This window comes from Anaeromicrobium sp. (assembly GCF_025210435.1).
In the GTDB taxonomy this organism is placed as follows: Bacteria; Bacillota; Clostridia; order Peptostreptococcales; family Thermotaleaceae; genus Anaeromicrobium.
In genome coordinates, this window is sequence record NZ_JAOART010000067.1 from 35,903 (window position 1) to 58,143 (window position 22,241).

Annotated in this window: 18 protein-coding genes; 8 read left to right on the forward strand and 10 right to left on the reverse strand. The window is 30.0% G+C overall.

Features of this window, described 5'->3' with window-relative positions; translation table 11 throughout:
• Positions 1-2: 2 nt before the first annotated feature.
• The 8 genes from N4A57_RS08230 to N4A57_RS08265 form a co-directional block, all read right to left on the reverse strand.
• Complete coding sequence (locus N4A57_RS08230) at positions 3-1,481, reverse strand: TIGR02677 family protein (RefSeq protein ID WP_293657462.1); 1,479 nt, start codon at positions 1,479-1,481, stop codon at positions 3-5.
• 122 nt (positions 1,482-1,603) lie between these two features.
• Positions 1,604-2,335 (reverse strand): HI0074 family nucleotidyltransferase substrate-binding subunit, encoded by a 732-nt coding sequence (locus tag N4A57_RS08235; protein WP_293657463.1) that lies wholly within the window; start codon positions 2,333-2,335, stop codon positions 1,604-1,606.
• Between the two features lie 141 nt (positions 2,336-2,476).
• Positions 2,477-3,013, reverse strand: coding sequence for a GNAT family N-acetyltransferase (locus tag N4A57_RS08240; RefSeq protein WP_293657464.1), 537 nt, complete (start codon positions 3,011-3,013; stop codon positions 2,477-2,479).
• A gap of 48 nt (positions 3,014-3,061) precedes the next feature.
• Positions 3,062-3,487: a GNAT family N-acetyltransferase gene (locus N4A57_RS08245; protein WP_293657465.1), complete on the reverse strand. Its 426-nt coding sequence runs from the start codon at positions 3,485-3,487 to the stop codon at positions 3,062-3,064.
• Positions 3,488-4,239: 752 nt separating this feature from the next.
• Positions 4,240-4,686 (reverse strand): staygreen family protein, encoded by a 447-nt coding sequence (locus N4A57_RS08250; protein ID WP_293657467.1) that lies wholly within the window; start codon positions 4,684-4,686, stop codon positions 4,240-4,242.
• A 316-nt stretch (positions 4,687-5,002) separates the two neighbouring features.
• Entirely contained in the window at positions 5,003-6,016 is a 1,014-nt protein-coding gene (gene hutG, locus N4A57_RS08255) for a formimidoylglutamase (protein WP_293657469.1), read from the reverse strand.
• Between the two features lie 314 nt (positions 6,017-6,330).
• Positions 6,331-8,097 (reverse strand): methyl-accepting chemotaxis protein, encoded by a 1,767-nt coding sequence (locus N4A57_RS08260; RefSeq protein ID WP_293657470.1) that lies wholly within the window; start codon positions 8,095-8,097, stop codon positions 6,331-6,333.
• A gap of 219 nt (positions 8,098-8,316) precedes the next feature.
• Positions 8,317-8,898: a hypothetical protein gene (locus N4A57_RS08265; RefSeq protein ID WP_293657472.1), complete on the reverse strand. Its 582-nt coding sequence runs from the start codon at positions 8,896-8,898 to the stop codon at positions 8,317-8,319.
• 280 nt (positions 8,899-9,178) lie between these two features.
• Between N4A57_RS08265 and N4A57_RS08270 the strand changes: the two genes are divergently transcribed.
• From N4A57_RS08270 to N4A57_RS08295, 6 genes are read left to right on the forward strand one after another with little or no spacing between them, the layout of a single operon-like run.
• Entirely contained in the window at positions 9,179-10,255 is a 1,077-nt protein-coding gene (locus N4A57_RS08270) for a hypothetical protein (RefSeq protein ID WP_293657473.1), read from the forward strand.
• Position 10,256: 1 nt separating this feature from the next.
• Positions 10,257-11,210, forward strand: coding sequence for a GNAT family N-acetyltransferase (locus tag N4A57_RS08275; protein WP_293657474.1), 954 nt, complete (start codon positions 10,257-10,259; stop codon positions 11,208-11,210).
• A 3-nt stretch (positions 11,211-11,213) separates the two neighbouring features.
• Complete coding sequence (locus tag N4A57_RS08280) at positions 11,214-12,515, forward strand: B12-binding domain-containing radical SAM protein (RefSeq protein ID WP_293657475.1); 1,302 nt, start codon at positions 11,214-11,216, stop codon at positions 12,513-12,515.
• Between the two features lies 1 nt (position 12,516).
• Positions 12,517-13,131, forward strand: a complete 615-nt coding sequence (locus tag N4A57_RS08285; protein WP_293657476.1) for a class I SAM-dependent methyltransferase — start codon at positions 12,517-12,519, stop codon at positions 13,129-13,131.
• An 11-nt stretch (positions 13,132-13,142) separates the two neighbouring features.
• Positions 13,143-14,513, forward strand: coding sequence for a B12-binding domain-containing radical SAM protein (locus N4A57_RS08290; RefSeq protein WP_293657477.1), 1,371 nt, complete (start codon positions 13,143-13,145; stop codon positions 14,511-14,513).
• Between the two features lie 2 nt (positions 14,514-14,515).
• Positions 14,516-15,835, forward strand: coding sequence for a B12-binding domain-containing radical SAM protein (locus tag N4A57_RS08295; RefSeq protein ID WP_293657478.1), 1,320 nt, complete (start codon positions 14,516-14,518; stop codon positions 15,833-15,835).
• Between the two features lie 251 nt (positions 15,836-16,086).
• Here N4A57_RS08295 and N4A57_RS08300 read toward each other — a convergent pair whose 3' ends face one another.
• Positions 16,087-16,635, reverse strand: a complete 549-nt coding sequence (locus tag N4A57_RS08300) for an NADH peroxidase (RefSeq protein ID WP_293657479.1) — start codon at positions 16,633-16,635, stop codon at positions 16,087-16,089.
• 465 nt (positions 16,636-17,100) lie between these two features.
• On the opposite strand from N4A57_RS08300, the gene N4A57_RS08305 reads away from it, so the two are divergent.
• Together N4A57_RS08305 and N4A57_RS08310 are read left to right on the forward strand one after the other, a co-directional pair.
• Entirely contained in the window at positions 17,101-17,556 is a 456-nt protein-coding gene (locus N4A57_RS08305; RefSeq protein ID WP_293657480.1) for a DIP1984 family protein, read from the forward strand.
• Between the two features lie 216 nt (positions 17,557-17,772).
• Positions 17,773-17,895, forward strand: a complete 123-nt coding sequence (locus tag N4A57_RS08310) for a hypothetical protein (RefSeq protein WP_293657481.1) — start codon at positions 17,773-17,775, stop codon at positions 17,893-17,895.
• A 181-nt stretch (positions 17,896-18,076) separates the two neighbouring features.
• On the opposite strand, the gene N4A57_RS08315 is transcribed toward N4A57_RS08310, so the two are convergent.
• The gene (locus tag N4A57_RS08315) at positions 18,077-22,144 is read right to left on the reverse strand and encodes a stalk domain-containing protein (protein ID WP_293657483.1); all 4,068 of its coding nucleotides are present in this window, start codon (positions 22,142-22,144) and stop codon (positions 18,077-18,079) included.
• Positions 22,145-22,241: the final 97 nt, after the last annotated feature.

The window sequence follows — 22,241 nt, forward strand, 5'->3', positions numbered from 1 at the left end:
ATTTATTCTCCCGTCTCAAACTCTATAACATATGCTGGCATTTGAAAATTACCATCTTCACAATTTAGAACACATACCTTTTCTTTAGTTTCCCTATAGACTCTAAAGCTTCGTCCATCCTCTGTCTTAGACCTTTTATTAGGAGAATTTATACCCTTACTAAGCCATTTTAATAGGGTTGCCCTAACGTGTCCCTGTATAATTGGCAATTTGGAAAAATATATGGAATTATCTTCTATATATTTTTTCATGACAGACTCCTCTTCTTCTCTTTTTTTAATTATATCTAAAAGCATCTTCTCTTTCTTTTCACTATTATCTATCATGGGAGTTTTATCCATTTTCTCCCTATAAGTCCTAACCCTAGGCTTTATTATTACTTCATGGGCCTTCTCCTCATATACACCACTATTAATACTCTCCGTTTCCCTTATCATATCCCTTCTTAAATGTTTCATATTGAATATACCAAAGGAAAGGGCTGATAATTTGTGTGCTTCCCTTATATCTTCACATTCTAAAAATAATTCACAGAGTTTTCTATATTCTTCCTTCCTATTGGCCCTACTGTTTTTCATTTCCACAATTTGATAGGCATACCTAGTTATCTTCCTTATAATTTCATTAGTTATATCAAATAATTTTTCAGCTTCACTTTCCCTATTATTACTTCCTAGGAACCAATTCTTAATATTATTCCAAGAACCCCAGATATTTTCTTCTAAATCCTTTATGTTAAAATCCATATCCAATCGGGGAATGGACTTTTCATACTCTAGGACCTTATTAAATACTTTTACTTCCTTTTCCTTGTCTAATTCTTTTAATATGGCTTCAATGGCTAGGGATTCATGTTGAAGACCCTTTATGAAATTTCTAAGGTACTCTATAAACCTATCCTTAAATAGTAAAAATTCTTGAGTTTTCATCATTTCTTCAGCCTTTATGCCATATAGGTCACTTATACAATCTTGATAATTATTATTAAGTCTCTTAAAATCCTCATTTAATCCATCCCACCAAGTCCTTACTACAGCCTTATCTTCCTTATATATTTTATTTATTTTCTCTAACTCTATCCTAATCCTCTCTAATAGGGTTGGTTCTAATGAAGCCGTTTCGATTTTCAGGTTCTCTAATTTTATGGTCATTCTTTCTATTTCTACACTATAATCAGATAATTTATATCTAAATTGCTTATTTTTAAATTCTTCAATGGTACTAGCCTTTGACGTATCCTGTATGGGAATTAGATTTTTCCAATTGGCTAGACTCTCTAAATCCGATTTACATTGATCTATGGTATACTCTTTAAATTCTTCATATTTATTTAGTTCTTCAAATACTTCTTCCTTATACATCCAATATTTCATCTTTTCATATTGCTTATAGAAAAATCTCACAATAGCCCTATATCTCCAAGCATTTTCTGCCGTCAAATAGGATGTCTCCATTATTTTCTTAAATACTCTTTTATCCATAGTCCCACCTTTTCTTAAAAATATTCCTTATTTTTGATTATAATCTAATATGTATTATTTTAAAACAAATTTAAACAAAAATGCTCTAGCTTTTACGCTAGAGCATTTTTGTTTAAATACATCTAAATTATATCCTTCAGTTCATTTTCCATAGTTTTTAAATAATCTTTAATAACATGTACATACCTATCTTTTATATTCTCAAATATATCTACTGCGCTTTCCTCATCATATGTGTGAGAAGTTCTATTTCTATCTTGAATTATATCTAACCAAGAATTTCCATCTTTCAAAATGCCCATTTTAAAGGATTCCTTAATTGCTTTTCTTGGTCCGTTTATATCAGCATTACCATTATACTCCAGATATCCTTTCATTAATTTCCATGATAATTCATAGGTAAATTCAAACCTTTGTATCGTAGCGTCTAAAACAATATCATCTTCTTTATAGTCTCTTTTAATACATTCTTCTAATTTTTTATGAGCTCGTTTTAAATCATTAAATTTATCTATCAACTTGTTTTTATTCATCAATAGTTCTCCCTCCTCACCTATGAGAAATATTACTTTACCTTCTGTATCTATGTATTCCTTTAATTTCATATTGTGTATATGATCATAATCTATTATATCTACAGTATATATAATCTTTTCTTCTATCTTTTCTATTATTGAATTTATTTTCCCATTATTCTTCCTAAACTTTATGGTTAAATCAATATCTGAATTATCCCTATAGTCACCTCTTGCCCTTGACCCAAATATAATAACTTTTTCTATAATACTTGAATATTCCTTGAATATATTTATAATCTTATAAAAATCCTTTTTAGATATTCCATATTTATTCATAGCCTTACCTCTTATTTATTTTCTTATTATAATTATATTCCATTTTAAAAATTTATTAAACACCTATCATCTATGATCATGAAAAATGTCCTCTAGCCATCTAAACTAGGGCATGTCTATGTCATTTTATTTCACCTCATATTAATCAATCAACAGTCCCATACATAGGGAGTCATAGAATTTATTATCTATTAAGAACTCTCTTTTTATAATTCCTTCTTCAACAAATCCAAGTTTCTTATACAAATTTATTCCAGATACATTATCCGTTCTAACCCTTAAGTTTATCTTTTTAATTATATCTGATTCCTTTGCCCAATGGATTAAGTATTTTATGAGTTCTGTACCTATTCCTTGTCCCCAATACTCCTTTAATACACTTACTCCCATTTCTCCCCTATGGGCTATTCTAGGTCTTTCTCCCCCTGAAAAGTTCAAATTTCCTACTATTTTACCATCTATTTGGCCTATTATGAATAGGGCGTTGTTTTTCTTTGATGTAGTTTCAATGAATTTCTCTTCATCCTCTAGAGTTATGTTGAATTCTCCTTGTCCAAAAGTTAGGAAATCAGATTCTATACTGATTTTATCTATGTATTCCATCATTTCTTTAGCATGACACCTATCTCCATTTTCAATCATAAGATTTTTACCATTTCTTAGTTTTATCTCTTTCACAGTTCTCCCCCCTATTAACTAATTTAATTATCTTAACCCTCTACTAGATTATTTATTTGCCGTCAATTCCTTCACAAAATAATGACGTTTACTAGTTAGCGGGTATTCTACTAATGTGAAAACTTCTTCGTAGTCTGACTTTATATAAAAATCCTTAGCTTGAAAACTAAAAGTATCAAGAAATGAATATTTACAACCTCTTCTTATTGCTTCTTCTTCCACATCCTTCAATAGCTTTGAACCTATTTTTTGGCCTCTTAATTTTTCATCAACCCATAAAAATGTTATCTCTAACCAATTACCATGGGTTTCTGCTGAAATTCCTCCTATTTTATTATCATTTTCATCATTAACGAAAATTGCTATAGGTTTAACTTCTTTTAACTCAATATTAGAAAGGTTATATTCTATTAACTTGTTTCGGATTTCACTAATATCTTCCTCTTTTGGATTATCAGTTCTTATATATTTCATAATTTCTCCCTCTAAAAGACTATTTTTCTATAAAAAAAATTAATAATTTTATAGAATTCCCACATATCTATATTTCAATTATACATTATTTCAATTGGTCGTGCCTAATGATTATTTTTACTCCTCTGTAGCTATTAATTTTTATAATATATGCCAAACACTTTCATGTGATAACTATCCTAATACAGAAGGCTATCTAATTGTGTTACTTTCTCCAATAACCACATGACCTTATAATTTTCCCCATTCTCAACACAACATAATATATGGTTTACATATATTATATTTCCATTAATAAAAATCATATAAGTCTATTAATCTAATGATTGTAGGATAAATTGTCCCACAATCATTTCTGTTTTATGAATAACTATCCATCATGCAGTGTTCCCAACAATTTTAGTTTTTATGGTAACCATGAGAACTAAAAAATGATATCAGTGTAACTAACAGTCACCTTGATATCATTTTAAACATTATTAATAGATTTTTTTCATATGCCTTACTTTCTATTAGTAGCCATATATATGGCTCCAATGGCTACAATACCCATAACTATAATTGCTATGTAAGATATATTCATAACATCACTCCCTTATCTAAATATAATCTCATTATTTTTATTGTCCCTATATATAGGATTTCATATTCCCTCTCAGTTTAATTATTCATTAAAAATAGAATAGTAAAGTTTAGGCATATTCAAAAAAAAATGATAAGATTTTTTCTTATCATCAAAATTATTTATATTATTATATTTTCCAATCTCCAGCTACACCCCACCTCTCCACATGGTCAAATTCCTCATATGGTGATTGAAAATGTATGAATATAGGTGTTTCATATAGACAGGGCATACTTTCAAATAATAATCTATCTCCATATATTATGGCCTCTAATGCAAGGGGTAGTTCCCTCACAAAGATTTCATATCTTTTCTTCACAAGTTCTGGATTTCCTCCTCCAAGGTATACAGAAAATTTTAGTACATACCCATTTTCACAACAAAGCCAATGACCTAATACTTCATCCCTCATGGGACCTATCCTTTCATAAGCATATCTCCTGCCTACTGCCAAAAATAGTTCTCCTGTTTCATCACTATGGGTTAAGGTATAGTGTCTACCTAGTATGGGCCATACTGGTGTGACCCCTTTAAAAAAGTCCACATGAAGTTTATTTGGGTCTAATCTACTCATAACAAGCACATCCTTATATTATTACTTGTTATAGTTTATTCCCTACATATAGATTTCGTAACGCTAAGCTTTCTTTATACAGTAACTTACCTATAAGGGAAACGATTGAAAATCTTTGGAACCCTGGAACGTCACAACATCCTATGCTACTCAAACATGACACGTGAACCTATATACGAAGATTCACCCTTTCGCTTGTGACAAGGACTTGGGTGGAAAAGATTTTCAATCGTTTCCTGAAATAGGCCCGCATAAAGAAAGTTTATACACCAGAAATCTATATATCCATGGTTACTTAAAAAATAACCTAGCCATATTAAATGGATAGGTTATTCATCTTAGAAATAGTATTTACCACTGAAAATATTAATACAGCAGCTAAGTTGGCCGTTGTATTATCCTGGTCAAATCGAGGTGAAACCTCAGCTATATCAAAGCTTACTACCTTTTTAGATTTTAATATATACTTCATAAAGTTAAGTACTTTTTCTGGCTCTAATCCTAAGGGTTGAGTAGCACTTACCCCTGGTGCATATGCTGTAGAAAATACATCTGCACATATGGTCATATAAATATGATCCTGAGTTCTAATAAATTTATCTATAGTTTCAAGTAGATTCCAACTATCTCCATTTCTAATATCCTTAGCTAATATGTATTTGGCACCTAATCCCTCTGCTGTCTTAAATAAATCTACCGTATTACTATGTTTTTGAATTCCTACACACATATAAGAATAATTCATGTCTTCTTCTTTACATATATCAGCTATTTGTCTAAACATAGTTCCAGATGTTCCACCATTTGGATATGGTCTAATGTCAAAATGGGCATCAAAGTTTATTATTCCTATATTAGGCTTTTCATTTCCTTTTCTTAAATGACTAAGTATGCCATTATAATGACCAAAGGCCACTGCATGACCTCCACCTAGTACGATTGGAAATAAATTTAGGCTAAGTACTTTTTCCACAGCTTCACTTAAATGTTTTTGATTTTCTTCTAATGTCCTATCTTTACATACTATATCTCCCACATCAAATAACTTAACTTCAGCACTAAAGGCACATGGTAAATGGGATAACTCTTTTCTAATACTATCTGGCCCCTTAGCAGTACCTGTTCTTCCTTTATTTCTTTTAACACCTTCATCAGATGGAAAACCTATGAATGCAAATCCTACTTTTCCATCAAAAGGTTTTAAATCATCTCTACTTAAATCTAATGGTTTAACCCATTGGTGCCACCTAAAGGCATCATAGTTAGTCTCACTATCTATCCTTCCTTGCCAATACTTTTTATTCATTGGTATATAATTATCTTGAAGCATTTATCTTTCCTCCTGTTTACCTATTAAGGCATATTTTACCTTATAATAATACCATGATTTTTTCTATAGTAAAGGCCTATAGACTATGAATATTAGTCAATCTTACTCATATTTCACTTCTATAGAATTTTAGCTTATATTTATTTTAAATTTCTAAATATATCTATATTTTTCTTACTATATCTACACCCCTACTATCTAGTTCTCAAGTTCTCTTAAAAACTAATACTTCCAAACAATAAAGCTCCTTGAAATAATACTAAGGAGCTTTAGGTTTTCTTAGGCAAATGACTAATTTATTTTTTCAATATGCCTTATTTTATTTTAAAATTTTTAACTATATTATTTAGTTGTTCAGATAAATCCACTAATAAGGTAGCATCATTTCTCACTTCTTCCATAGAACTGTTTTGCTGCTGTGCTGAAGCGGCAGTCTGTTCAATACTAGCAGAATTTTCTTCTGCTGCAACTGCTATTAGTTCAATTGATCCACTAATTTCGTTACTATTAGATGACAATTTCTCTAAGTTACTCGACATGTTTTCAACCTTATCCACTGTTTTAGCAACGCTATCAGTTATATTCTTAAAATTCACTCCCGTATCTTGAATTTTATTAGTTCCATCTTCTACTTCTTTATACCCTTCTTCAAGTGATTGGGTCATAATATTAGTTTCACCCTGAATACCACTTACAATTTTAATTATTTCAGCCAAGGATGATGCCACCTGTTCGGCTAGATTTTTAATTTCTTCTGCTACTACAGCAAAACCTCTTCCAGCCTCTCCAGCCCTTGCAGCTTCAATAGCAGCATTAAGTGCTAAAAGATTAGTCTGCTCAGATATTTGCTTAACAACCTCAACAAGCATTGAAATCTCTTTAGATTTTTCATTCAGCCCCTTTGCCTTTTGGACTGAATTTTTAACTAAATCATAAATAACATTCATCTGTTCAACTGAATTTTTCATTTGCTCATTACCTTCCCTTGCCATATTCAATATGTCATTTGAAGATTTTTCAAGCTCAATTCCATTTTGATTCAAATTATCAATTAAATTATTCAAGTTTTTACCAGAATTATCAACTTTGCCAGCAGAAATAGCTTGTTCTTCAGATGCCTTAGCCATTTCTTCCATTGTTATAGCAATTTGTTCACTAGAAAGTGTTACTTCTTTGGCAACTTTATCAAATCTTTTACTTTGATTATTTAATTCACCAGCTGCTCCATAAACTTCATTAATCATATTTTTCAAATTACTTATCATAGAATTCATTGCCTTAGATAGTTGTCCAATTTCATCATTAGAGTTAGAATCAAGCTCTACTGTAAAGTCGCCCTTTGAGATCTTCTTAATATTTTCAACAACTTTACTTAAAGGTTTAAATGTTTTTTTCAATAAAAATACTATTATTGTACAACTTAATAACATAAGCATACCAATAATTAAAACCAACTTAATTAAAGACCATGAAATATAACTTTTGAATGTTTCAACATTAATATCACACCCAACTATACCTATAACATTACCATTTGAACTCTTAATAGGTGTATAAGCAGATATTACACGACCATATACTCCACCAGCATCATATATTTTTGTATAAATACTTTCCCCTGTCTTTAAAACATTTTCAATCTCTTTAGGATAATACTCTTTACTATCAAGGGTCCCTAATTCATAGAATACATCTTCTCCCCCTTGGTCACTTCTATCAATTCCCGTTTCTCCACTTCCATCAATAATATATTTATAATTTTTACTATCTTCTTCAACCATTGAATATAGATATGTAAGCCCTGTAATCTTCTTTATAGATAACATCTTCTTTCTTGTGTCTTCATAATAAGGATTAGATAGATCATTAGTTTTTGATAGACTCTCAAATTCTTTAGAATCTATAGTAAGGGCTACAGATTGTACAATTGAAAGTGCCTTTTCTCCTAATAATCTCTCTCCAAGGGAATTCACATGATAATATATAGAATAACTAGACGTAATTCCAATAATTAAAATTAAAATAGTAAATATAATAGTTATTTTGGTGTGAATCAAAAAATCTTTTCTTTTTTTTCTCATATAATATGCCCCCATGATCTAAAAGTATATTCAATAGGATAAATACAACAAACTTCTTAAAGGTCCTTTGTTGTATTTCCTTATTTTAGATATTATTCTACATTTTTCCTCATTTTCCTTTTTCCATTTCCCTAGGGTACAAAATGAGATAAAAGTGTAACTAATAATTTTTAGGTTTACATGTAAGAGCATATTATTAATAAAAAAATAAGTTCACTTTTATGTAGTTGTCACTACTTCTTCACTAATATCATATAAAATATTATGAAATAAAAATTCCGTTTCTCCCATAGGATCAAAGTTTTTACAATTAGAAAAGTATTTTTCAACCTTTTTTCTCCAACTCTCATGATCGGGATTATGAACTATCATTATTTCTATGAAGTTTTTCTTATCCTTACATAGATAATAGGGTAATAATTCTAAGGCAAATGAAAAACACCCTCTGTCCCTATAATACTTATCCATATAAAATTCCTTTATGAAAAAATGATTAGAATTGAAGAATGAAAGTTTAAAAGTGTCCTCATATTGCTTACTAGTATATTTGTTCTTTTCATATTCCTTATCATTTTTTACCAGGGCCCTCCATAAATCCTTTTCCGTATACCCTGCACTACTAAATATGTCTTCTATTGATATCTTGTTTTTTTCTTGTTTCATCTTTAAACAATTAAAAACTACTCCCTTTATAAAACCAATGGTTTTCTTACCATGCATTATCTGGAATATAATGTCATAATGATAGGGAGAATAATCATTAGAAGATTTTAACTTAAGATAAACCCTTTCTTCAGCCATTTAAAATTCCACCTCCACTTAAGGCCATATAAATGATCTTTTCTTCTGCTACTATCTATTATATTGGGGATTTAAACATTTTTGTGGCATTTGGGAAAAATAATTATTATCGGTTTTTTCAAGTAACACCATAATATGTAAACACCTTAACTATTTGTAATTTATAGTGCTTTTTCCTGTATATATACCCATATGTATCTAATTTTTTTGTAAAATATTGAAATTTCTTGTATATGATATAATTAAATAAATTCGTATAAATTGTAGGTGAATAGATATTATGGAATTAAAAATTCTAAAGAAAAATAATGTAAATGAATATATAAGTTTTGTAAAAAGCATTTACAAGGATAATATCCTATATAGGAATTCCATGTTGAGTGTAATGGATAGTATTTTAAAGGAAAAAAGTGAAATATGTAAATCTTCTTGGATCCAACCTATTATGATTTACAGAGAAAATAAACCTGTTTTATGTGCCACTTTAGGAGTGGTAGATAGGATGGATAACATTCTTCAAATCACTTATTTTGAAAATGTAGATAATAATGTGGATTCCTTTAACTTTTTTATGGACCATGTTTTAAAACGGGCACAAGAAAAAGGTATCCATAAGATTTCTGCTGGCCTTAATCTACATGTTAATTATGGTCTAGGCTTTTTAGCCAGTGACTATGATAAAAATCAAAGTTTTGGTATGGCCTATAATCCCCCCCATTATAATGACCTATTTTCAAACTTTGGATTTAACACCATTGACCTTGTTAGTTATTCTACTAACATGAAGGATTTTACCTTACCATTAAATGATAAAATCCTTAGCAGAATTAGAAATCGCTTTAATGTTAGGAAGGCATCCTTTAAGGATTTAGAAAGGGAAGCTAATATATATACCCATATAAACAACAAAGCCTTTGTGAATCACCTTTTTTATTACGAGCGTAGAATAGAAGAGGATATGGAACTTTTTAATGATTTTAAACATCTTTTAAAGGAAGAAAATCTATTATTTGTAGAATATGATAAAAAGCCTGTAGGCTTTATGCTTTGGTATCCAGATTATCACGAACTTATGAATGTTAATGAAAATCTAGGCATTAAGACGGTCCTTAAAAACAAATTATTTTCAAATAAAATAAAGAAATTTAAAATAGTAGAAATGGGCATATTGCCTGAATTTCAAAAGACTGGAGCAATTTTAGCTTTATTTGATTATTGTAATGATTTAACTAAGGACAGATATGAGGTATGTGAATCTGGTTGGATTTTAAAGGATAACATGGACTCTAGAAACTTTGGTATTAAGTGGGCTCATGAGGAATATAAAAAATATAAGGCCTACTTGTTAGAGGTTTAATATGAAAACATATGACACAATAGACGAATTAGAACATGTATGGGATGAAAAATTTAAGATAGATTCTATCAGTTCCTTTGAAAGTCTTAAAAATTTAGAAAAAAACAATCCCTGTTTTCAAAGGTATCATGTGGATTTTAATACTAATACCTTTATTATAGATTATAAATTAAATATTAATGTTTTCACATTTAAAGGGCCATTTAATTTAAAGTTTCCTTTAAATATAATAGGTATGCCCTTTTCCATTAGTAAAAAGGGCTATAGTTTTAGTAATATGGAGAAATATATTAAAAGCACAAAGGGATTTAAGTTGATTTTAAATAGTAATGATAATTTAGATCTACCAAGGGGACATACCCTTCCCTCCTGTGTATTAGATATTAATTTTAAATCCTTTAATGATTATTTAAATTCCATGAGAAGTTCCTATAGATATAGATTAAAAAAGGCCCTATGTAAGGGTACTCCCATTCAGATAGAAGAAATTGAAAACTATGCCTTTAACCAAGAACTATATAATCTCTATTTACAAGTTTATATGGATTCTAAGGAAAAATTAGAAAAACTCTCTATGGATTTTTTTAAAACCTATCCTTCAAAGATTTTTGTATTTAAATTAATGGAAAAAAAAGTAGCATTCGTTCAATTAGTTTCTAACAAAGATGAATTAATATTTTTATTTGGTGGGTTTAATAAGAAAATGAATTTAGAATATGATATCTATTTGAATATGCTCTTATTTATGATTAAGCATGGAATAGAAAATAATTTTAAAAGTATAGATTTTGGACAAACGGCTGAAGAGTCTAAGCTTAAGGTAGGATGTGTTTATAAGGAAAAATACATGTATTTTCATCACCATAATAAACTTATAAATAAAGTTTTATATAAGATTATGCCCTATTTTTCATACAAACCCTATAGTATAAGTCATAAAGTATTTAAGGAGTAGCCTATGAAAGTGATTCTTTTAAAGTGTCATAAAAAAACTATTTTTTCTTATTTTGAACCAGTGGTAACAGAACCCCTAGAATTAGAATATTTACAAGGTGTATTAGATGATATAAACATTCCTAGTTTAATCCATGACTCCCTATTTATTAAAAAGTCATACAAGGATTATATAAAAGAATTTAATCCCCATATAGTATATCTAACAGGATATGTTACGGCTACTGAAATTATCATTAATAGGGCAAAATGGATAAAAAGAAACTTTCCCCATATAAAGATAATAGTTGGAGGGGTTTATGCCCAAATAAACTATGAAGATTTTTTATGTGATCCTATAGATTATATAGTTAATTCATCTAGTCTATTATCCTTCAAAAGCCTAATTTTAAATATAGGGGAAAATAAAAGGCTTAATAATATGGATGGTGTAATCTTTAAAAAGAATAATGAGTGGATAATAAATAAATCCCTTAAGATAGGGTCTTGGGAAGACTATATGCCTAATAGGGAATTTTTTTATAGATATAAAAATAGAACAAAATATTTGAATTATGAAAACATGGCCCTTTTAAAGGCCTCCCATTCCTGCCCCTTTAGTTGTAATTTTTGTTATTGTAAATTATTAAATGGGGGCCATTACGTAACCCGTAGTAATGATAGTATAATAGATGAGATAAAAAGTATCCATAGTGATTATGTCTGGATAGTTGATGATACCTTTTTAGTAGATAAAAATAAGGTCATGGACTTTTGTGATAGATTGGAAAAATCTAATATTAACAAGAAGTTTATAGCCTACTCTAGGGCAGATTTCATAAGTTCTAATCCTAATACAATCAAAAGATTATCCTCTCTAGGATTTGTAGATTTTATAGTGGGAATGGAAGCTGTAAGTACTAGTGAACTAGATTCTTACAATAAAAGTCTAACTATTAATGAAAATATACGTACTATAGAAATATTAAATAATTATAATATAAACCTTACGGCCCTTTTCATAGTTAATCACAATTATACTATAAAGGATTTTAAAACTTTACGAAATTTCATTAGGAAATATAATCTAAAGACCTATACCCTATCAATCTTCACTCCCATGAAGGGTACTGAAATTTATAAAGAGTACAAGGATTTAATGGATAAGGTGTCCTTTAAGAAATTTGATTTTTTAAATTTATTAATAAAACCTACCCATTTATGTAAGTTTAGGTTTTTATGGGAGTTTTATAAAACCTATGTACTTCAACTCTTTTATAGTAGTAAATATATAAAGTTTTTATTTAATCGATTGAGAGGTAATTAATATGAGTTTAAAATTCATGTGGGATTTTTGGGCCAATTACTATGATAAGTTGTGGGTTCAAAAATATTCATTGACTCCCACTAGGAATAGAATAGTTAATAATATAAAAATAGACGAAAATTTTAATATATTAGATGCTGGATGTGGTATAGGAGAGCTTTTAAGGGATATGAAAAATAAATTTAATTCTAATACCTTAAACCTATACGGGATAGACTATTCTTCTTCCATGATAAAAAGAGGAAAAAAGATAGATTCTACCATTAATTATGAACATATGGATGTATGCCATGTGGATGAATATTATTCTAATATGGATTATATATTGTGCAGCCATTCCTTTCCCTATTATAGGGATAAAAGGGAAATATTAAAGAAATTTCATAGGGTACTAAAGGACGATGGAACTTTATTATTAGCTCAAGCCAGTGAAAATAGTTTATACGATAAAATAGCTCTTTTTTTCGTAAAATTCACTACGGGTAGGGCCCAATATTTGAGCATTAATAATATAAGGGATTTATCAAAGGATTTATTTAAACTAGAAAAACTAGAAATCATAAGAGAAAAACCTTTCATGCCATCCATAGTGCTATTTGTATTAAGAAAAATTTAGGGAGGTTCACTATGAACATATTACTCATAAGGCCAAAACCTCATAAGGAAACTATAGGACTACAACATGTTATGATATGTGAACCCTTAGAGTTAGAGTATTTATATTCCAATATTCCATCCCATTTAATAGACAAGGTAAAGGTTCATATTATAGATATGATAGTAGAGAAAAAAAGTATAGATTATTTTATAAAAAAGTATAATCCTACCCTAGTGGCCTTCACAGGCTATATTAGTCATGTGAATATAATAAAAGATCACGCTAAGGAAATAAAATCAATAAGAAAAGACATCCATATAGCCGTAGGTGGAGTCCACGCAGAGGTGGTACCAGAGGATTTTTTAGATGATAATATAGATTTTATTATTAGGGCTAATGGAATAGATACATTCAATGAAATAGTTGAAAGCATAGTTAATAATAATAGTTTTAATCACATAGATGGAATCTATGGTCCTAACAAAGGCGTAGTTAAAAAAACGGAATTTAACTACAACTTTCCAAACAGAAAAAGTGTTTCTAAATATAGAAAACATTATTATTATATGTTTCACAATCCCTGTTCCCTAGTAAAGACCTCCTTTGGTTGTCCCTTCAATTGTAGCTTTTGTTTTTGCAAAGAAATAACAGATGGTGCCTATTTTAAGAGGCCCCTTTCTTCTGTCATAGAGGAATTAAAAGGCATACCAGAGGATGAAATATATATAGTTGATGATGATTTTTTAGCAGATAAAAAACGTATAGAAGAATTTTGTAATAGATTAGAGTCGGAAAATATAAAAAAGAATTATCTAGTCTATGGTAGGGCAGACTTCATAAGTTCAAATGAAGATTTAATAAAAAGATTTTCATCTCTAGGTCTTAGGGCTGTCATTGTGGGAATTGAATCCTTTAGGGAAAAGGATCTAGAAAAATACAATAAGAAAACTAATATTCATATAAATGAAAAGGCAATAAAAATACTACAAAAATATGATGTGGAAACTTACGCCACCTTGATTTTGCCCCTAGATTATACGAAATCCGACTTTAGGGATTTAGCCAATTGGCTCATAGGACTTAATATTACATTCATAAATTTACAGCCTTTAACCCCCTTAAAGGGTACAGCCATTTATAATGACTACAAAAAGGACTTTATTATAGATGAAAATGAATTTGAAAAATGGGATCTAGCCCATTTAGTATTAAGACCTAAGCATCTTTCCATAAGGAAATTTTATATGGAAACAATAAAGACCTATTATAGGGTTACCATGAGGCCTAAAAATACTATTAGACTATTAAAAAAATATGGTTTAAAAGAGAATTTTAAAATGTTTATTGGAAGTTCCCTAGTAATGATCCAATATATAAAGAAAGTTATAAGGGGTGTTTAAATATGAAGAAAAAAATCCTTTTAATACAATCAACTCCTTATGATTCTAATAGGAAGCCCATTAAAAAGTCTAGATTATATTTTGTGGGCTTAGCCATGCCCCTTCTAGCCAGCCTAACTCCTTATGATTGGCATGTGGAAATTTGCCTTGAGACCATAGAAGATATTCCCTTTCATACGGATGCGTCTTTAATAGCCATAGGAAGTATGGGACATGCCATAATAAGGTCCATAGATATTGCAAAGGAATTTAGGAAAAGGGGTAAGACCGTAATCCTTGGTGGATATATGGCAAGCTTAATGAATAAAGAAGCCATCAAATACTGTGATAGTGTAATCATTGGAGATGGAGAATTAGTTTGGAGCCAAGCACTAAGGGATTTTGAAAAAGGACAACTTAAAAAGTTCTATCAAAAAAATTTAACTAATCTATCTACTCCACCTCCTCGATTTGATTTAATAATAAATAAAAATATAGGAGATTTTTTACCTGTTCAAGCTGGACGAGGTTGCCCCAATTCTTGTAGTTTTTGTTCTGTATATTGTCTTTATAAAAATTCCTATTTAAAAAGACCCTTAGGTGAAGTTATTAGGGATATAAGACAAATAAAGGATTTAGGCTTTAAAAAATTCCTATTACTAGATGACAACATCATATCTGATAGATCATATTTAGAAGAACTTTGTAAAGAAATAAAAAAACTAGATATGAAATGGCTCTCCCAATGTTCCATAAAGGTGGGAGAAGACAAGGACCTTCTAAAACTACTTTATGATAGTGGATGTATAGCCTTAAGCTTTGGCCTTGAAAGTATAAACTACGAAAGTTTAAAGTTTATGGATAAATCCTGGGCTAAGCCCTGGGACTATTCTAGCCTAATTAAAAATATTCAAAATGCAGGTATAGACGTATCTACAGAAATGGTTGTGGGAGCCGATGGAGATACATTAGAATCTATATATGATACGGCAAAATTTATTGAAGATAATAAAATAGTAGTACCTAGATTTTATATATTAACTCCCATACCTGGAACTAAATATTATGATGAAATGAAAAATGAAAATCGAATTTATATAGATGATATTTATTCCTATGATGGCTCTCAAGCTGTCCATATCCCTAAACATATGAGCCCTGAAGAGTTAACTGATGCTTACTGGCAATTGTATAATAAAGTATTTTCCTACAAGTCAATATTTAACAGAACCATATTTAGAAGTGACTTTTTTAAGAGGATGGATAAATACCTATTTTATTTCATGGTAAATGTCTTTTACAGATACCAAATAAAGAAAAAAATAACACCTAATATTTTTTAGGAGGTGCTCCATGAGAGTTCTTTTAAATAAAATAAAACAAGCCATAGCCCTTGACTCCTTTCCCAAATCTTCCTTTGTATAAACTTATTTACTAACAATGTTTTTTATATGATAAAAAAATTTGGTATTGGAAGGGTCATAAGATTATCACAAGGTTCCTTTAACCTATTAATTAAATATTTGAAACTAATGGTAAGAGATTCTAAAAGCTAAAAAGGCAGATACCAAATTGGTATCTGCCTTTAATTTATTTATTTTCCGAAATATCTCTTTAATAAACCGTTGAAAGCTGAACCGTGTCTAGCTTCATCTTTACACATTTCATGTACTGTATCATGGATTGCATCTAAGTTTAATTTCTTAGCCTTAGTTGCTAATTCCTTTTTACCCATACAGGCTCCATGCTCTGCATCTACTCTCATTTGTAGGTTTTTCTTAGTCGAGTCTGTTACTACCTCTCCTAATAACTCTGCAAATTTAGCAGCATGCTCTGCTTCTTCCCATGCTATTCTCTTATAGGCTTCTGCCACCTCTGGGTATCCCTCTCTATCTGCTTGACGGCTCATTGCTAAGTACATTCCTACTTCTGTACATTCTCCCATGAAGTTTTGTCTTAATCCTTCTATAATTTCAGGATCTACATCCTTAGCCACTCCTACAAAATGTTCATCTGCCCAGCTTAAATCCGTCTCAGATTGTGCTATAAATTGTGCCTTTGGCGCCTTACACTGAGGACAGACCTCTGGTGCTTCTGATCCTTCATGTGCATATCCACATACTTTACAAATAAATTTTTCCATTTTTAATTTCCTCCTATTAATTCACTTTTAATCTATACGATTTTTTTATTATCTATGGTGTTAAAGATTTCTTTTTTATCACCTTAATTTCTTGCCCATAGTATATATACCACCTAAAACATATTTAAAACATATTTTTTTATTTTTTACCAAATTCTCTAATCTAGCCCTAGATATGACCACATTAAAATTACATATAAAGTAAGGCATATTCAAGAAATAAATTGGTCATTTCACTAGTTATTTAAATTATTTTCTTCGTTATGGACTCGCTTACATATGTTTAATATGCTCGCTTACCATGCCTTGAAAATAATCCAAATTCTTCAGGAAATTTACTAGTTTATTTTTTTCATATGCCTAAAAGGACATGAAACAGTTACCAAATTGTAACAATGCTGTAAAACCAAAGATTCAATATTATGTTATCATATAGGTGGTTGGAAAAAAAAGGAGATGACAAGTATGAAATTAGCAGAGGCATTGATTTTAAGAGCAGACTACCAAAAGAGAATTGAGCAATTGAAAAATAGATTACAAAATAGTGCCAAAGTACAAGAAGGAGAAAACCCTCCTGAAAATCCACATGAGCTTTTAAAGGAATTAGACACAATTATGAATGAATTAACTATACTTATTCAAAGAATAAATAGAACAAATAGTTTAACAAAATTTGATGACGAAAGATCATTAGCTGATATTTTAGCACAGCGGGATAGGATATGGGACAAAAGACAGATATTAAGCCACTTAATCCATTCAGCCGTTGTAAAACAAGATCGATATAGCCGTTCTGAGGTAAAATATTTTAGTACAATAGATATTGGAAAAATCCAAAAGGAAATAGATAGATTGTCTAAAACCTTTAGGGAAATAGACACAAAAATACAAGGTCAAAATTGGACCACTGAGCTGAGATAAAAAATTAAGTTGGTAGACTTTAATTAACAAAAGTGAGTATAAACCCGCCAACAGGGCAAGTTTGGACAATTGATGGTAAACATGGAGCATGTTTGTGGTTCGATTCCACCTAGTACAATTTATGCTCAGCATTGTCACAAGTGTACAAATAGATTGTAAATGTAACTACCGTGTACTAGTTTGTTAATTTAGTTGAGGTGTGGGTAAGGGGAATATATGAGTAGATCTCATAAAAAAAGTCCAATAGTAAAAGACTCTGGTCAAAAGCAGTTAGAAGATATGAAAAAATTATTCCCAAGGGTTCTAGTTACAAGAAACTTTTTGAATCCTGGGATATAAATGATTTTATATCCTATTGTCCATGGAATATGGAAACTAAAAAGGACTGGAAAAATAAAAATGAATGGAAAAAATATTATTATTGGAAATAAAGTGTATACAAAAGCACCTGAATATATATATTCAGGTGCTTTTGTCTTGTCAATGTTGTGCATAAAAATATTAGGAACTTTGTACATTTTTATTTTACAATTTCTATTCTTTGACTAGATTGGAACCATAAAACATTTGCACCTAAATTTTCAGATACATATCTAATTGGCACTAATGTTCTACCATTTTTGATTACAGCAGGTACATCCATTCCTGGCTGTTTTTCTCCAATTACTAAACTTAATTCCTTATTGTCAAGTTCTAATTTTACTGTCTTAGTTTCATCTATCCATTCTACATTTGTACCTAATGCTTCTGCTACAAACCTTAATGGTACCATTGTTCTGTTATTCATAATAGTTGGAGGTAAATCTAATACATTAGGTTTATTATTTACATTTACATATGTGTCGTCAATGGTTAGATTGATTTTTCTTAAATCTTCTACTTCTAATGCACCATGTAAACTTAATTGATCTGTATAGAACGTAAAAGTTTTTGTATTGGAATCATAAGTCCCACCAAGTTTTATAGGCGTTACATCTCCTTTTTCATCCTTTTCATACCTAATGCCTGTTAAATTATCTATTTCTTCTTTTGAAAGTTTTTCATTCGATAGATCAATAGTTATTGCAACAGGTTCATTAAAACTAGATACTTTAGTCGTACCTTTTTCACTTACTATATCACAAGATAATTCAAACACCTCTGAACCTACTTGGGAAAAATCAGTATTTTTTAAAACTTTAGATAAAATCTTATATTTTTTAGTTTTCTCTACTGCTATTGCTGCAATCTGTAGAGATGCATCTTTTCCTGATTCTTTTAATTTTTCAATAGGTAGAAATGATTTGGAGAATCCTATAGTAATACCCTTATTCTCTATTTTTAAAGGTTTATGTGCATCTATTACTTTCTTTAAAACAGATAAAGATATTTTTGCCTTAGGTTCTTTTGTATCTTTAAGTGATAATTTTATTTCTTTTTCTTCGTTTAATGCTTTTTCAATAGCTTTATCATGAGCTTTGTCGTCAACTTTAGGGGGTTGTGGACCACCGCCTCCGCCACCTCCACCACCGCTGGAACTTGCGGTATTGGAAGGCTTGCTTTCAACTGTGTTTAAAACTTTTCCTATTACTGCTTTAAATTCTTCTCTGCCCAATGCTCTACCAGAAACTACTGCTTCGATGAGGCCTTCTTTTACAGTTTGAACAGATACGTATAGAGTTAACTCTACTTTCTTAAGTCCTTCATCTTTATTTACCGAGAATTCAATTTCATTTTCATCTATAGAAACACTACCTTCGTCTACAGGGTCTCCAGTAAAATCATATCTAATGATTTTTACCCATTCAGGCAATTTTACAATTACTTCTTTAACATTATCCCAAGATCTGTCTACGCCTTCTTCAATAACTAATTTAGCTAATTTATAAGTTTCTCCATTATTATAGACCTGAGCCACATCTCCATCGGCTTTTACTGTTACTTTATAATCTGCATATTCTCCTACTTCTAATGTAATATCTTTGATTTCATCCATGTTAGAGTTAATCTTAAGTTCTACTTTTCCTTCTTTAGCATAACGTGTTGCATTCACATAGAAATTGTTTAATTCAAAGTTTCCAATTCCCGATATATTGTTTTCAACTATAAGGGCCTCATCTACCTTAGGAGGATCATGAGAAACTCTAATTTTTATTACATTTGGTTTTGAAGTTGGTACAATATGAGCTTCTTTAATTGTGCCATTTGATTTCCCATCTATATTTTTCACAAAATTTCCAGTAATATTTCCGTATACTCCATCTTTTGTATAAAATTTAAAGTCTTTTGTTAATTCTAATTCAATGTACTCTAAATTTGATACATTTATAGATCCTTCAGATTTCTCTGTAATTTCGATTTCTTCAATCTTTGTAGGCTCAGAGAACGTAATAGTATCCTCTATTGTAACAATAGCTGTTTCTGGTTCTTTATCTGTGTTTAAAACTTTTCCTATTACTGCTTTAAATTTTTCTGCGTCCAATGCTCTACCAGAAACTACTGCTTCGATAAGACCTTCTTTTACAGTTTGAACAGATACATATAGAGTTAACTCTACTTTCTTAAGTCCTTCATCTTTATTTACCGAAAATTCAATTTCATTTTCATCTACAGAGACACTACCTTTGTCTACAGGGTCTCCATCAAAATCATATCTAATGATTTTTACCCATTCAGGCAATTCTACAATTACGCTTCTATTATCCTCCCAAGATCTGTTTACTCCTTCTTCAATAACTAACTTAGTTAATTTATAAGTTTCACCATTATTATGGACCTGAGCCACATCTCCATCGGCTTTTACTGTTACTTTATACTCTGCATATTCTCCTACTTCTAATGTAATGTCTTTGATTTCATCCATGTTAGAGTTAATCTTAAGTTCTACTTTTCCTTCTTTAGCATGACTTGTTGGACTTACATGGAAGTTGTTTAATTCTAAGTTCCCAATTCCATATATGTTGTTTTCAACGATAAGGGCCTCATCTACCTTAGTAGGATCATGAGAAACTCTAATTTTTATTACATTTGGTTTTGAAGTTGGTACAATATGAGCTGCTTTAATTGTGCCATTTGATTTCCCATCTATATTTTTAACAAAATCTCCAGTAATATTTCCATATACTCCATCTTTTATATAAAATCCAAAGTCTTTTGTTAATTCTAATTCAATGTACTCTAAATTGGATACATTTATAGCTCCTTTAGATTTCTCTGTAATTTCGATTTCTTCAATCTTTGTAGGATCAGCGAATGTAATAGTATCCACTATTGTAACAATAGTCGTTTCTTCTTTGTTCTTTAAAGAAAAATCCTTATTCGCAAGTTTTTCATAATATCCTGCCACAGGGCTGTAATCTTCAATTGGATTATTCCCTAAGTACAAACTACGTAAATTATCAAGTTTATTAAGTGGCTCTATATTTTTTATTTTGTTGTCCTCTAAGCCCAAATATTCCAATTCTTTTAATGCTGATAAATGAGTTATATCTGTAATTTTGTTATTAGATAAGTTTAAGTATTTTAAATTAACAAGATATTCAATTCCTTTTAAATTTGAAATATTAGATTCTATAGCATATAACCTCTTTACATTTCTTACATCCCAACTATAAATTTCTCCTTCTAGTTTATCTATAATATTTCTAATTGCAGATTCTAAATTTTTATCAGGAAAATTTATAACTTCATTATAAAAAGCAGCAAATAATTTTGTTTCTATTAAATTATCACCACTGACTGTGATGATTACCTCTCCCGGACTTGCTTTAGGAGTTGCCTTTATAGCTGCTTCTCTTAGAATAATGTCACCAGCCAAGTCTCTAGATTTTGCTTTACTATAATCTATAGTTATTTCAAGTGTATCTCCATCTATATTAATAATCTCTGTAGCACCTTCTAGCTCTTCACTAATTTCTAGAATCCCACGTTTTATCCATTCAAACCCCTGCGGAAGCTTCATACTTATTTTTCCATTTGATGTAGTAGGGAGTGATCCTGGTAAAATTTCTCTAATCTCAATCTCATCTAAAGTAACTTCACCAATAAAAACTTGCATATCGTCATTTGTTATAATATTCCCTTTAGTTGCTGCTACTCCTATTGGAAGTCTTTCTTCTGTTACTACACCCGATTTACTTTCGATTTTTATACCCATTTCTCCTTCATCTAATGATTCTACCAGCATTGGAATTTTCATTAGTAAATCATCTGAATACACTGCATTATACACGGTTGCATATACTGTGGAATCCGAGTCTCTTTCAATAGAAAAACCAGTATGTGTATTACACAAAGAATTGTTTTTCATATAACTCTTCATAGTTTCCTCAAAAGTGCTATTTTCAAAATCATCATTATTAAGCCATTTTGCATTTTCCAATTTTAATATAATTTCTTCCTCATTTGCAAAATCACCTTCATCATCTTCAATTTTTAGAATAGTTGCTGTATTAGGATCAGTGAATTTATGCCCTATTTTTACTTTTGGTATTCTATTTACACTGTTATCACTTGATGCATAGGATTTATTTATAGGTATAAATACTATATTTAGCAAAAGTGTAAATGCAACCATCCATGAAGATATCTTTTTTGTATTTCTCTTCAATATTAATTCCTCCTTTTCCAAATATGTCCAATATAATTAAAACATAGTTTTTTTGCGAAAATTGTAGAATTTTGTTCTTTTTTTTGATTTTAAGTAG